We start from the raw sequence: 14326 nt of genomic DNA on the forward strand, positions 1-14326 counted from the left end.
TGGTGAATTGGCAGTTTGAAACGGTCTTATAAATTAAAGGAAACCAGGGACATACGTGTCCTGGTTTTTTTATTCTTATTATTTATGTTAGAAACTGCAGGGCCATAAAGGGAAGACTTTCAGCCCTGCTTTAGGAAAAAACAGGATTCAAATCAACAAATTTGATAAAAAATCCATCGATCCTGAAGAAATACCTGGCAGCTGCATCTAGTCGGCCCCTGGATGAGCAGTTACTCGCCGAATTTAACACTTTACTCGCGAATCAGCACAGTTTACTCGCCGAAAACAAAATTTACTCGCGGAAGTCAATGATTTACTATCCGAAATCATAATTTACTCGCCGAAACAGGACTTTTACTCGCCGTATATGTTCACTTTTTAATTATTCTGATAAAAAAGTCGAGCAGAGAAGAAATTTTCCCCCTCTTCCATTATGATAGAAAAATAGAAAGGAGTTATGCTTATGAAATCTTTGGAATTTAATATGCCGACTATTATTAAGGCAGGGAATGGAGAATTCCTGCACACCGGGTCATACATGAAGCAGTTTATCGGCGGAGAAAGGATTTTAATTATAACGGACCCGGGAATTGAGAAAGCTGGATTCACGGACAAAGTGAAAGAACTGCTCGGGCAGGAAGGATATATAACGGAAACATTCAATAGGGTGAGTCCGAATCCCCGGGATGCCGATTGTAAAGCTGGCGGGGAAGCTGCCAGGAATTTCGGGGCGGATGCAATATTGGCTCTCGGCGGAGGATCGGTGATTGATTCGGCGAAGGCGATTGCCATCCTCCACAGCCTTGGCGGGGAGCCGCAGGACTATGCAGGCAGAAATAATGTCCCTGAAAAGGTGACTCCGATTGCTGTTATCCCGACAACCGCCGGGACAGGTGCAGAAGTAACCCGATCCTCGGTTATCACGGATACAGCAAAAAAGATCAAGTTTACCATTAAGGATGTACATATTGCGCCGGTCCTTGCGATCGTTGACCCTGAACTTACTTACAACCTGCCGGCCCACCTGACTGCATCGACCGGGATGGATGCACTCGTGCATGCCATGGAGGCCTATACATGCAGGCTGGCAAATCCTATTTCTGACGCCCTTGCAAAACAGGCCATGAAGTATATTTATCCCTATTTAAGGAGAGCGTTTAATGACGGCAGTGACATTGAAGCACGGTATCATCTGATGATCGGATCCACCATTGCAGGGATGGCATTCTCTCATGCAGATGTTGCCTCGGTCCATTGCATGGCAGAAGCGATTGGCGGTTTGTATGATACTCCGCATGGCATGGCCAATTCTATGTTCCTTCCCTATATAGTCGAATTCAATGCCGGGGCAGATATTGAAAAACACGCTGAGATTGCAAGGATTACGGGCATCGCCTCACCAAATGAATCGGACCGTTCTGCCGCAGCCTTGCTGGTAGCTGAAATGAAAAAGCTTGCGGCCGACCTGGCGATACCCGCTTTCTCAGCTTTGCCAGATGTACGTGAGGAGGATTTTGATTATCTGGCGGAGGCTGCATATAAGAATAACTCCACTCCAAGCAATGCCAGGGAAATAAGAAAGGATGATTATCTAATGCTATTTAAGAGGGCATTTGTGGGGCAAAAGGAATAGAGGGTGCATATAAGTAGACGGATATTTTACTTACATAAAGGATATGAAATGGAAAGGGGCAGAAATGAATGGCAATAGAGAGAGTAAAAGCACATTTCGATAGATGGGGCCGGAGCGCAGATGTTATGGAATTTGAATCTTCCAGCGCATCAGTAGAAGAGGCAGCCGAAACGATCGGAGTCATTCCAGCCCGTATTGCCAAGACACTGTCGTTTCGCGGTCAGGATGAAAAAGCCCTTTTGGTCGTAACATCAGGTGAAGCAAGGATTGATAATAAAAAATTTCGTCAGCACTTCGGCTTAAAAGCCCGCATGCTCACTTCCGAAGAGGTGTTAGAGCAGACCGGGCATATGGTGGGAGGCGTCTGCCCCTTCGGCCTGGTAAATGATCTGGATGTCTTCCTCGACATCTCCCTTAAACGATTTGAAACAGTATTTCCGGCCTGCGGGTCCCGAAACTCAGCCATCGAACTTACCTGTGAAGAACTCTTCCAATTCTCAGACGCCAGCGAATGGGTCGACGTCTGTAAAGACTGGTCTGGGAAATAGGGTCAGTCCCAAACTAGCACTGGCCACGGCTGCTGGTGCCTCCAGCCCTTTTTTCGGTCATGGGGCCGAGTCATAACATTCCCACTCCTTCAATATAATGATAACAAGCTGAAGAGGGATGGGAGTGAAGAAATGGCCATTTTTTCTGAATCGGGAAAGAGGGAAGCAATTTCCGGACAAAAGCAGCCCCGGCAGCCAATTCATTGCGGTTTCAGTGAGGAGGAGCAGTCATAGACACTTCAGTATCAGCAGGGAGACTCTGGACATCTATTTTTATGAGCGGACTGGTCATCATTTTTATGCTGTTTGACAGTTTGTCCAAACTGATGAAGGTGCCTCAGGTGGTGGAAAGCGGAAGATCCATGGGGCTTGATAGTCAGCAGGTTGTCATCATCGGCTTTATTGGGCTTGCAGCTACCATACTGTATGCGCTGCCTCCCACTTCTGTATTTGGAGCGGTACTGCTTACGGGTTACTACGGGGGAGCAGTCTGCCTTCATTTTGTGCTTGACAGCCCGGTGTTTACACATATTCTTTTCCCCGTCTATATCGGATTATTGGTGTGGGGAAGCCTCTGGCTCAGAAATGCAGGAGTGAGGGAAGTCATCTTCAACAAAAGAACTCAAGGGCAAGTAGAAAACAGATAGCATGTTAAACCGCACCCAGCCGGGTGCTTTTTTTTCCTGAAAATTCTCTATAGGTATATACAGCTTTTTGTATGGGAAGACTCCATTACAAAAAAGGAATAGGAGCCGTAAAATGTCCCCCATACAAAACGCAGCCCTGGAGCATCGGCTGAATTTAATGATTTACCATTTACAGACTAATGAACACATACATCTTTCTGATAAATCTCTCTGGGACCTCAAGAGCAACTATCTTGAAGCATTCAAGAAACTGGAAAAGGAAATTCTGCAATATCGGGAAGATAACCATGCCCTCAGATGGAATGAACTTCGCCTGTATTTGAAGAGGAACAAACCCCAGGGGTGTGAGGAAATCCTGTCCCTGATGGAAAGTCTGGATAAAAAAGAAAGCATACGATAAAACAAGCCCTGGAAGATGGGCCTTCCAGGGCTTAAAACGTTTTATTTTACAGCGTCCATTGCATTTATTTTCCATGAGCCCATCACGTATACATAAGTGACTTTCACTTTTTCCGGAGTTTTGCTGTAGGGTACAGGGACCGCAAATTCATATAGCTTAACTCCCTGGCGTTTATAAATTACTTTGCCTTTAGCCTTTTCCCATTGAAGAAGGCTTCCCCCATCTGCATTTGGCTGAGCAATCTTTCCTTTGTATGTGATGAAGCGATATTTTTTCATTCCTTTGTCGATGGCATTATTTGTGAATACTTCCCCCAGATAGCCGTAAAGTTCTTTCTGAGTATCGAACTCACTGCACAGATAGCGGTAATCTGTACCTTTAAATGTAAAGCTTCCTTTTGGGCATTTGGAATTCTTCACTTTAGGATTATGGCCGCTCATTACATTCCAGTAGTGTACCCGTGCATCCAAAGCCTGCTTCAAGGCTTTGCCGTCTGTTAAATTTCCCGGCGCTCCCTGTGCGGATGCTGCTGCTCCGCATGCAATAAATAAAATGGTGGAAAAAAAGATGGTCAAAAGCTTTTTCATAAAATTACCCCCTGCCAAAATATGGTCACACATCAATTAGACGATGGATATCCTTATAAAGATTCATGAGCAGGGAAAAAATTTAAAATAAAAGCTGAATTTAATCTGTTTGACAATACTGAAACTTATAATAAAATTAAATATACTGCCTATTATAAGGGGGATTATGATGAGGGATCCAAGAATTAAAAAGCTAGCAGATGGGCTTTTGGACTATTCGGTAAAAATCAAAAAAGGCGAAACAGTCATCATTGATGTCTTCGGAGACGGCCTGCCTCTGGCCAGAGAATTGGTAAAAGCGGCTTATGACCGGGGTGCTTATCCTTTTGTGAAAATTACGGATGAAGAAACATCAAGGCTCATGCTGGAAGGGACTACTCAAGAAAGATCTGAGCTTCAGCAAAAATGGGATCTCTCGGTATATAAGGATGCAGCGGCATCCATACGGATCTTTGGGCTTAAAAATGATAAAGAAAATGCGAATGTAGTGGTAGAACAAAGAAAGCTGCATTCCAGCGCCATGAAGCCTGTACATAACGAAATCATTAATAACACCCGCTGGGTACTGCTTGAATATCCAAACTCCTCCATTGCCCAAAAAGCAGGCATGTCATTAGAGAAATTCGAGGATTTCTTCTTCAATGTATGCACGCTGGACTACCAGAAAATGGACCGGGCCATGGATGCACTGAAGGAACTTATGGATCGTACGGAATCAGTTCAACTAAAGGGACAGGGAACCGACCTGACCTTCTCGATCAAAGGTTTGAAGTCTGTTAAATGTTCGGGTCTTAGAAATATCCCGGATGGTGAAGTCTACACGGCTCCGGTAAAAGATTCCATTAATGGAGTGCTTACCAATAATACAGCTACAACATATACGGGCAAAAAATTCGAAAACGTCCGGTTCGTATTTCAAAACGGAAAGATCGTTGAAGCAACGTCAAATAATACCGAAGAGCTGAATAAGATTCTCGACACAGATGAAGGTGCAAGATATATCGGGGAATTTGCCATCGGGGTCAACCCTCATATTCTGCACCCGATGGATGATACCCTTTTCGATGAGAAGATTGCCGGCAGCTTCCATTTTACACCAGGGCAGTCTTATAAAAACGAATCATACAATGGAAATGACTCGAACATCCACTGGGACATCGTGAATATCCAGCGCCCGGAATACGGTGGAGGAGAGATATGGTTTGATGGAGTACTGATCAGGAAAGACGGCCTGTTCATCCCGGAAAGCCTTCATGCCCTCAACCCTGAAAACCTGCTGGATGAAAAAAAACCTGCCGATAAGACGCATGTATAAGGAAGTAATGAATCATGCTGCAGCTTTATTAGTTAAACGGTATAGAGCGGGCAGCCAGGATAGAAGGCTGCAATTAAAGAAAAAACCTTTTCCATGTCACTGGAAAAGGTTTTTTATTGTTAATGAATTTGTCTGTAAAGACCAATGACTTTGCCCAGGATTGAAACATTCTGCAGGATGATCGGCTCCATTGATGAGTTCTCAGGCTGCAGGCGGATGAAATCTTTTTCTTTAAAGAACCTTTTGACTGTGGCTTCGTCCTCGTCAGTCATCGCTACTACTATATCGCTGTTATTAGCCGTCTTCTGCTGGCGGACGATTACAAAATCCCCGTCCAGTATTCCGGCTTCGATCATGCTGTCTCCCATAACCTCGAGCATGAACACATGGTCATCGTGGGGCACAAGATGTTCCGGCAGCGGAAAATATTCTTCAATATTCTCAATTGCTGTGATCGGCTGGCCGGCTGTGACCTTACCGAGCAGGGGAACATTCACAACGCTGACTTTCGGAATATGCGACCCTTCATACAGGTCCAGAATCTCAATCGCCCGCGGCTTGGTCGGGTCACGCCGGATCAGGCCTTTGCTTTCAAGACGTGCCAGATGTCCGTGTACAGTGGAACTGGACGCAAGGCCGACAGCCTCACCGATTTCCCTGACGCTTGGCGGATAGCCCTTCAGCTTCACTTCGCCCTTGATAAAATCCAAAATATCAATCTGCCTTTTTGAAAGTTTAGTCATTTTTTCACGCACCCTATCATAAATTGTTCTTGTCCTGATTATACCATGTAAGGAATACTGATACAAACATAAGTTCGAATTTTTGTTGACAGAAAACAAGTGTTCGGTTTATAATTTGGTTAAATCAAACAAACGTTCGGGAGGCGTCTCAATGAAAACTTTGTGGAAAAACTATACTTACACTATTTTGTTTTTTGCATTCATCATTGTCTTTTCTCTAATTTCTTTACATAAGCCGGAACAAAACCTAAAATCTACTACGGTGACTGTCATGAAGGGCGACACCATTTCCGAAATTGCTGAGCGCTATCAGAGTGAAGAGCTGCCGAAGGAAGCAGTCGCCAGGTGGATTGAAGAGAATAACGACATTTCAGGCGGGATCATCAAAGCGGGTGAGGAACTGAAGATTCCCTACACCTTGAGCGGGGGCAGCGGCACCCTTGCAAGCGACATGTAACAGGCAGCATGAAGAAATATACATCAAAAGAGGTTGGTAAGGATGAAGGCAGTCATATACTGCAGGGTCAGCACAGAAAAGGCTGAACAGGAAACTTCCCTGTTCCGCCAGGAGAAGGAGCTGACGGAGCTTGCCGGGCGGCTCGGCTTTCAAATTGTGCGGGTTATCAGTGAAAAGGCAAGCGGCTATGAGCTGGACCGCGACGGCATATTCGAACTCCTCTCTCTACTAAAGGATAAAGAAGCCGGTGCGGTCCTGATACAGGATGAGACCCGCCTGGGGAGAGGAAACGCAAAAGTGGCGCTCCTTCACTGCCTGATCAAGGAGAAGGCAGTATTATATTCACTGTCACATAACGGCGTTCTTGAAATATCCGACTCTGATTCCATGGTGCTTCAGATAGTGGCAATCGTGGAAGAGTATCAAAGGAAGATCCATAACCTTAAAATAAAGCGGGGAATGAAAGAGGCTGTAGAGAGAGGGTACAGGCCTCAGAGAAATTTAAGGAATCAAGGCAACCTTGGCGGACGTGACCGGAAAGAGGTACCCGTGGAGGAGATAGTGCGACTCCGGGAAAATGGGCTGACCTTCGAGGAGATTTCTGCCACACTCAAAGGCTTTGGCCACAATATTTCCCGTGCTACAGTTCATCGGCGGTATACCGAGCATAAATCAGCTTCTGACGAAACCAAATAGCTTGTTATTTTGGTCTTTTTTGTATACCATAAGTAAGAACAAATGGTGAAGGAGTCCGATTTATGCTTTCCAAACAAAAAATCGCCAGAATCAATGAGCTTGCCAAAAAGGGCAGGGAGAACAGCTTGACAACTGAAGAGGCGAAAGAACAGTCCACACTAAGACGAGAATATCTTGAAACCTTCAGAAGGTCTATGTCTGATACGTTGGAACATGTTAAAGTCATCGACCCTGAAGGAAACGATGTAACGCCTGAAAAAATCAAGCAGATTAAAGAACGCAGAAATCTTCATTGATTATAAATAAAACAAAAGGAAAGAATACAGCTTCTTGCATGTATTCTTTTTTTTTACACAAAATAGGTACGAACCTCTTATATGGAAACGGAATTTCTGCTAATATAATGTTTCAAGTATTATTAGTTGTGTTTCTAATATCAGAACTATAATATAAAGTTGAAAATTATCTTTTACATAAGGAAAGGAAGTCTTATTAATGGTAGAAAAAATTGATTCACTTTCCATCAATACGATTCGTACGTTATCAATTGATGCAATTCAAAAAGCTAATTCCGGCCATCCAGGCCTGCCGATGGGCGCAGCCCCAATGGCTTATACACTCTGGACACAATTTATGAACCACAATCCGAAAAATCCAGATTGGTTTAATAGAGACCGTTTTGTACTTTCTGCTGGTCACGGATCCATGCTTCTATACAGCCTGCTTCACTTGTCTGGATATGGTGTGACAATGGATGATATTAAAGGCTTCCGTCAATGGGGAAGCAAGACACCGGGACATCCTGAATATAAGCATACTCCTGGTGTGGAGGCAACGACCGGACCACTTGGACAGGGTGTAGCGATGGCAGTAGGTATGGCTATGGCTGAAAGACATCTGGCTGCAACTTACAATAAAGGCGATCACCAGGTAGTCGATCATTTTACCTATGCACTTTGCGGAGATGGCGATTTAATGGAAGGTGTATCTGCTGAAGCTTCCTCTCTTGCAGGCCATCTGGAATTGGGCAGATTAATCGTTCTCTACGATTCAAATGACATTTCACTTGACGGTGATTTGGATAAATCGATGACCGAAAGCGTAAAGAAACGTTATGAAGGCTACGGCTGGCAATACATCTTCGTCAAAGACGGCAATGACATTGAAGAAGTTGCGGCCGCCATCAAGGAAGCGCAATCTGACCTAAGCCGCCCGACCATGATTGAAGTCAAGACTATCATCGGGTATGGTTCACCAAACCGTTCAGGCTCTTCTAAAGTCCATGGTGCACCTCTAGGCGAAGATGAAATGAAGCTTACAAAAGAGTATTATAAGTGGACTTTCGATCAAGACTTCCATGTTCCGGAAGAAGTGTATGCTCATTTCGAAAGCACGATTGCAAACAGAGGAAGCGAAAGCGAAAATGAGTGGAACGATAAGTTCTCAAACTATAAGAAGGAATACCCTGAGCTTGCCGAGCAGCTGGAAAAAGCCATTGCAGGAGAGCTTCCGGAAAACTGGGATAAAGATATCCCTGTATACGAAGAAGGCAAAAGCCTGGCAAGCCGTGCTTCCAGCGGTGAAGTCTTAAATGGCGCTGCCAAGAATCTTCCATCCCTGATCGGAGGGTCTGCTGACCTTGCGGGCTCTAATAATACAATGATCAAAGGTGCTGATGATTTCTTCCCGAAATCCTACGAAGGCAGAAACATCTGGTTTGGTGTCCGTGAATTCGCAATGGGCGCAGCCATGAACGGAATGGCCCTTCACGGCGGCTTGAAAGTGTTTGGCGGAACATTCTTTGTGTTCTCCGATTACCTTCGTCCAGCCATCCGTCTTGCGTCGTTAATGCAGCTGCCTGTCACCTATGTTTTCACACATGACAGCATCGCTGTTGGTGAAGATGGTCCGACACATGAGCCGGTTGAGCAGCTTTCTTCCCTTCGTTCTATGCCTGGTCTTTCCATCATCCGTCCGGCAGATGGAAATGAAACAGCGGCAGCGTGGAGGCTGGCCCTGGATAACCATGACCGTCCGACCGCTCTTGTACTGACAAGACAGAACCTGCCTACCATCAAGGGTACAGCTGAAAATGCTTATGATGGTGTCCAAAAGGGAGCTTATATCATTTCTCCTGCAGGCAAGGAAACGGCTGATGCGCTTCTTATCGCCACTGGTTCAGAAGTGAACCTTGCTGTCGAAGCACAAAAAGCATTATCCGCGGAAGGAATTGATGCGGCAGTCGTGAGCATGCCTTCCATGGACCGCTTCGAGCAGCAATCTAAAGAATATAAGCAAAGCGTCATCTCACCGGCAGTCAAAAAGCGTCTTGCCATAGAAATGGGATCAAGCTTTGGCTGGCATAAATATACCGGTGATGAGGGAGATGTTCTCGGAATCGATACATTCGGTGCTTCAGCCCCTGGCGGAACAGTAATTAAAGAATATGGCTTCACAGTCGACAATGTTGTGGCAAAAGTAAAGGCATTGATTGAAAGTAACTAATTAAGAAGGTCTGTTCCTAACTAGGGGCAGGCCTTTTTATTTGCAATCCTTTCATTGGCTATTTGTCAAGTCATGTTTTATACTAAAAGTGTCAGAATTGTGTGAAATCGACAAAATGACTGTTTTATTTCTCCATTAATCAACATATCTTTCATTTAACGGCATATATAATAGGTAAAAGAATGTGAATGGAGTGTGTGGGATGAGGATATACAATTTATATGTAATCGAAGATGATATAGCGAGGCATTACTTTGGCCGTGAACGTCTGCTCTATAACTTATTCTTAGAATACTCCAAGTCCTCAGGAGAACTCCAGGAGATCATCAAACGACAGATTGCCTATATCACCAAGCCCCTGCCTATCCTCCAAATCCAGAAGATGCTCGACCGCCAGCTTAGAGTCAAAAAGGATTCTCAGGATAAAAATAGGGTATATTATATTGAAACGAATGAAGGGCTGAGCAGTGCTTCCCTGCGGATTGGCGACAATGGATTGACGCTTGAAGCAAGGGGATCTCTCGAAGCAGAAACCGAATTTTTTGAGTGCCTCCGTAAATCTGAATCTGATTTCTTGGCGCTGGACCTTACAAATAACAAGTTCGGCTGGCTAAAACCAATTAAGGAGAGAAAATTCCGCTTAAAAGAAGGAAATTATTATTCGGATATTGTATAATAGCCCTTGGGTCTAGTAACAATGTGATAGACAACACGAAGGAGGAAAATAGTATGTGGACGGAAATACTAGTAGGTATCGTGGCACTTCTTGCCGGGGTAGCTCTAGGATTTTTCATTGCTCGTCGCTATATGATGACATACCTTAAGAAAAATCCGCCAATAAACGAACAAATGCTCAAAATGATGATGATGCAGATGGGTATGAAACCATCCCAGAAGAAAATCAACCAGATGATGAGCGCCATGAACAAGCAGGCTGGGAAGTAATCCCTAAGAACCTGCAAATATGAATACTGGATATGCAAGTATGGGACAAGCCCGGTACATTCTCATGTTTTGGGAAACCGGCAGCTCCGTTTGTCAATATCTAAAACGCGACCACTTTCTTTTTGGCTGACAGCCAATCCGGAGAGTGGTTTTTATTTTATGATTCATCTCAGGTTGATTTATCTAAAATTAAAAAACATTCCAAAAAGTGTTCTTTGAATTCCATATTTTCTGGTAAAATATGAAGGCGTTTAATTTTATATAGATCGTATGCGGGGGAAGGGTAGATGAAGTTATTCCTAGAGTTAAAATGGTTCTTTGTTCAGGAAAGAAAGGCATATTTGACGGGGATCTCCATGCTGGTTTTTGTAGCTCTCCTTCAGTTGATTCCACCGCGTATCATAGGCATTGTCGTGGATCTGATTGAGAATGATACATTGAGCGTAAAGGCGCTGCTAGGCTGGATGGGAGTGCTTGCTGCCTCTGCTTTGGGGATGTATGTGCTTCGCTATTTTTGGAGGATCATGATCTTTGGATCGGCGGTTAAGCTCGCGAGGCAAATGAGGAACAGGCTTTACGGGCATTTTACCAGGATGTCTCAGGCGTTCTATCAGCGGCGGCGAATTGGGGATCTGATGGCCCATGCGACTAATGATCTTCAGGCTATTCAGCAGACAGCCGGTTCCGGGGTGCTGACACTGGTGGACTCGCTGACAACGGGCGGAACCGTGGTGGCTGCGATGCTGTTCATCAGCTGGAAGCTCACATTGATCTGCCTTTTGCCGATGCCTCTGATGGCCTATTTGACCAGTTATTATGGGTCACTGCTTCATAAAAGCTTCCATAAGGCGCAGGAAGCCTTCTCAAGCCTGAATGACAAGACCCAGGAAAGCATTAATGGAATTAAGGTCATTAAAACCTTCGGCCAGGAGAAGGAGGATATAGATTCCTTCCGTGCCCAGTCGGAGGATGTTGTCCGGAAGAATATGACCGTTGCTAAAATTGATGCCTTATTTGATCCGACCATTTCCATAATTGTCGGCATTTCTTTTTTTCTGTCCATAGCATTTGGATCTAAGTTTGTCCTGAATGGTGAATTGACAATTGGACAGCTGGTTTCCTTCACGACGTATCTTGGCCTGCTGATCTGGCCAATGCTTGCATTCGGCTGGCTCTTCAATATTGTAGAAAGGGGCAGGGCCTCCTATGACCGGGTGATGGTACTTCTTGCCGAAAAGGTGGATATTGCTGAAAAGAATGAGTCAGCAGGAGTTCAGGCTGAAGGCAGAATTGAGTTTGCGATCAGCAGGTTTTCTTATCCGAACGAGGAATCCCCGGTACTCAGAGACATTTACTTTAAACTGCAGCCTGGCCAGACACTGGGGATTGCAGGTAAAACAGGTTCCGGGAAAACTACGCTGCTAAAGCTTCTGATCCGGGAGTTTGACGGATATGAAGGATCTGTGGCAATCGGCGGAACGAACATCGAGGATTATGCTCTGGAAGATTTGAGAAAGTCGATCGGCTATGTACCACAGGATCATTTTTTATTTTCAGCAACTGTGGCTGATAATATCGCTTTTGCTGTACCGGAAGCGGGTTACCGGGAAATTATCAAGGCAGCTGAGGCGGCCTATATACACGAAGATATTCTGCAGTTCGCAAACGGCTATGAGACGGTGGTAGGCGAGCGCGGAGTCTCTCTTTCAGGCGGACAGAAACAGAGGATATCAATTGCCAGGGCTTTGGTCATGGAACCTGAAGTCCTGATATTGGACGATTCATTGTCCGCGGTCGATGCTAAGACAGAAGAGACCATCCTTGAAAATCTTAAGGAAAGCCGGGAAGGTAAGACCACCATCATTACTGCTCACCGGCTGAGCGCCATTCAGCATGCGGACTTGATTCTCGTCCTTGATGACGGCCATTTGATACAGCATGGAACTCATGATGATCTGATGGAACAGGAAGGATGGTATAAGACGATGTATTTGCAGCAGCAGCTTGAAGAACTTGTGGAGCATGGAGGATGAAGATGGATACTAACAGCCTTTCTGTAAGCGGAAAAGAGCAGCGCAAGATCCTTTCGCGGCTGCTCCGCTATGCAAAACCACATAAAAAGGTTATTCTCATTGCCTTTTTCTGTTTGTTGATGATGACTCTCGGCAATATATTCGGTCCAATCATTATTGGAATTTTTATTGATGATTATTTAAGGCCGGGCCGCCTTGACCGTTCAGCCATCATCACGCTAGGCAGCCTGTATATGGGAATACAGGTGGCAATGGTGATCTTTATGTATTTTCAGCTGCTTAAATTTCAGGAAATTGCCCTGGCCATTATTAAACAGCTGAGAATAGATATTTTCTCAAAGGTTCACACCCTTGGGATGAAGTATTTTGATAGGACCCCGGGCGGCAGCCTGGTATCCAGAGTCACGAATGATACAGAAGCCATCAAGGACATGTTCGTCAGTGTAGTCAGCACATTCATTCAGAGCGCCTTCCAGCTTACTGGCATTTTCATAGCCATGTTTGTCCTGAATGTTAAATTAGCACTTTTATGCGCTATCATCCTGCCAATCATATTCCTAGTAATGGCTGCCTACAGGCAATACAGCTCCGTTTATTATCAGGACATGCGGGAGAGGCTGAGCCAGCTTAATGCCAAAATCAGCGAATCGCTCCAGGGCATGGCCATTATCCAGGTGTTCAGGCAGGAACGCAGGCTGCGGAGGGAATTTGAAGACATCAATGAAAAGCACTACTCCGCAGGCATGAAGAATATCAAGGTCGATGGACTGTTGCTGCGTCCCGCCCTGGACTTGATTTATGCGCTCACACTGATCATTGTATTGAGCTTTTTTGGAATCACTTCTCTAAAAAGCCCTGTCGAGATTGGAGTGATTTATGTTTTCGTAAGCTATATCGACCGGTTTTTCGAGCCCCTGAACCAGGTAATGATGCGCCTGTCCTTATTCCAGCAGGCGATCATTGCGGGGGAGAGGGTATTCAAAGTTATCGATGAGAAGGAACTTTCGCCTGGTCAGACAGGAAGCGGGGAACATAGCATTTCAAATGGAGAAATACAGTTCAGAAATGTCAGCTTTTCTTATGACGGAAAAAGGGATGTTCTTAAAAACATCAGCTTTACCGCAAAAAAGGGAGAGACTGTCGCACTTGTCGGACACACCGGCAGTGGTAAGAGCTCTATCATCAACCTAATGATGAGATTTTATGAATATGACCGCGGTGACATCCTGGTGGATGGAGTTTCGCTGAAGGAATACAGCCAGGAAGAACTGCGCAGCAGGATGGGCCTCGTACTTCAGGACCCCTTTTTGTTCTTCGGCACCATAAAGGATAATATCCGGCTGTATGACCCCTCCATTACAGATGAGGATATCGTGGAGGCGGCAAGGTTTGTACAGGCGCATGGATTCATCAGCAGGCTTCCTGAGCGTTTTGACCATCAAGTGGTTGAGCGGGGATCCACCTTTTCAAGCGGGCAAAAGCAGCTGATTGCCTTTGCCAGGACGATAGCTGCAAACCCAAAGATCCTCATCCTTGATGAGGCTACGGCAAACATTGATACAGAAACAGAGGAAGCCATCCAGGTGGCGCTTGGGAGGATGAGACAGGGACGCACTACCATTGCGATCGCTCACCGGCTATCGACCATCCAGGACGCTGACCAGATTCTTGTTCTGCATCAAGGGGAGATTGTTGAGAGGGGAACCCACCAGGAACTGCTCGCAAAGCGGAAGCTCTATTATAAGATGTATCTGCTTCAAAATGGCCTTTCCGATAAAATGGAGAACGCACTATAAAAAAAGCCTGTATCCGGTATA

The 14326-nt window shown here is 45.2% G+C and carries 15 protein-coding genes; 13 read left to right on the forward strand and 2 right to left on the reverse strand.

Annotated elements, in window-relative coordinates; genetic code table 11:
• The first annotated feature begins 463 nt into the window (after positions 1 to 463).
• The 4 genes from V1501_RS07935 (at position 464) to V1501_RS07950 (ending at position 3228) form a co-directional block, all read left to right on the forward strand.
• Positions 464 to 1633, forward strand: a complete 1170-nt coding sequence (locus tag V1501_RS07935; protein WP_409292434.1) for an iron-containing alcohol dehydrogenase — start codon at positions 464 to 466, stop codon at positions 1631 to 1633.
• Positions 1634 to 1701: 68 nt separating this feature from the next.
• Complete coding sequence (locus tag V1501_RS07940) at positions 1702 to 2181, forward strand: YbaK/EbsC family protein (RefSeq protein ID WP_409292435.1); 480 nt, start codon at positions 1702 to 1704, stop codon at positions 2179 to 2181.
• Positions 2182 to 2456: 275 nt separating this feature from the next.
• Positions 2457 to 2828, forward strand: a complete 372-nt coding sequence (locus tag V1501_RS07945) for a DoxX family protein (RefSeq protein WP_409292437.1) — start codon at positions 2457 to 2459, stop codon at positions 2826 to 2828.
• Between the two features lie 112 nt (positions 2829 to 2940).
• Positions 2941 to 3228, forward strand: a complete 288-nt coding sequence (locus tag V1501_RS07950; protein ID WP_409292438.1) for a hypothetical protein — start codon at positions 2941 to 2943, stop codon at positions 3226 to 3228.
• 41 nt (positions 3229 to 3269) lie between these two features.
• Here the strand turns inward: V1501_RS07950 and V1501_RS07955 are convergent, their stop codons facing one another.
• Positions 3270 to 3815 (reverse strand): IseA DL-endopeptidase inhibitor family protein, encoded by a 546-nt coding sequence (locus V1501_RS07955; protein ID WP_409292439.1) that lies wholly within the window; start codon positions 3813 to 3815, stop codon positions 3270 to 3272.
• A gap of 169 nt (positions 3816 to 3984) precedes the next feature.
• On the opposite strand from V1501_RS07955, the gene V1501_RS07960 reads away from it, so the two are divergent.
• Positions 3985 to 5130 carry an aminopeptidase gene (locus V1501_RS07960; protein WP_409292441.1) on the forward strand — a complete coding sequence of 382 codons (1146 nt, stop codon included), beginning with the start codon at positions 3985 to 3987 and terminating at the stop codon, positions 5128 to 5130.
• A 119-nt stretch (positions 5131 to 5249) separates the two neighbouring features.
• On the opposite strand, the gene lexA is transcribed toward V1501_RS07960, so the two are convergent.
• Entirely contained in the window at positions 5250 to 5873 is a 624-nt protein-coding gene (lexA, locus tag V1501_RS07965; RefSeq protein WP_409292442.1) for a transcriptional repressor LexA, read from the reverse strand.
• Between the two features lie 151 nt (positions 5874 to 6024).
• Between lexA and V1501_RS07970 the strand changes: the two genes are divergently transcribed.
• The 8 genes from V1501_RS07970 to V1501_RS08005 all read left to right on the forward strand — a co-directional run bounded on the left by V1501_RS07970 (position 6025) and on the right by V1501_RS08005 (position 14305).
• A complete protein-coding gene (locus V1501_RS07970; protein WP_409292443.1) occupies positions 6025 to 6330 on the forward strand; it encodes a LysM peptidoglycan-binding domain-containing protein in 306 nt (101 codons plus the stop codon).
• A gap of 42 nt (positions 6331 to 6372) precedes the next feature.
• Positions 6373 to 7026 (forward strand): recombinase family protein, encoded by a 654-nt coding sequence (locus tag V1501_RS07975; RefSeq protein WP_409292445.1) that lies wholly within the window; start codon positions 6373 to 6375, stop codon positions 7024 to 7026.
• Between the two features lie 62 nt (positions 7027 to 7088).
• Positions 7089 to 7322, forward strand: a complete 234-nt coding sequence (locus V1501_RS07980; protein ID WP_409292446.1) for a DUF896 domain-containing protein — start codon at positions 7089 to 7091, stop codon at positions 7320 to 7322.
• A 199-nt stretch (positions 7323 to 7521) separates the two neighbouring features.
• Positions 7522 to 9531, forward strand: a complete 2010-nt coding sequence (gene tkt, locus V1501_RS07985; RefSeq protein ID WP_409292448.1) for a transketolase — start codon at positions 7522 to 7524, stop codon at positions 9529 to 9531.
• Between the two features lie 202 nt (positions 9532 to 9733).
• Positions 9734 to 10207, forward strand: a complete 474-nt coding sequence (gene sirA / locus V1501_RS07990) for a sporulation inhibitor of replication protein SirA (protein WP_409292449.1) — start codon at positions 9734 to 9736, stop codon at positions 10205 to 10207.
• 53 nt (positions 10208 to 10260) lie between these two features.
• On the forward strand, positions 10261 to 10476 hold the full coding sequence (locus tag V1501_RS07995; RefSeq protein ID WP_409292450.1) for a YneF family protein: 216 nt from the start codon (positions 10261 to 10263) through the stop codon (positions 10474 to 10476).
• A 287-nt stretch (positions 10477 to 10763) separates the two neighbouring features.
• Positions 10764 to 12509, forward strand: coding sequence for an ABC transporter transmembrane domain-containing protein (locus V1501_RS08000; RefSeq protein WP_409292452.1), 1746 nt, complete (start codon positions 10764 to 10766; stop codon positions 12507 to 12509).
• Between the two features lie 2 nt (positions 12510 to 12511).
• The gene (locus V1501_RS08005; RefSeq protein WP_409292454.1) at positions 12512 to 14305 is read left to right on the forward strand and encodes an ABC transporter ATP-binding protein; all 1794 of its coding nucleotides are present in this window, start codon (positions 12512 to 12514) and stop codon (positions 14303 to 14305) included.
• The last annotated feature ends 21 nt before the right edge of the window (positions 14306 to 14326 follow it).

Source organism: Paraperibacillus esterisolvens (genome assembly GCF_046237625.1).
GTDB classification, from domain to species: Bacteria; Bacillota; Bacilli; order Bacillales; family DSM-1321; genus Paraperibacillus; species Paraperibacillus esterisolvens.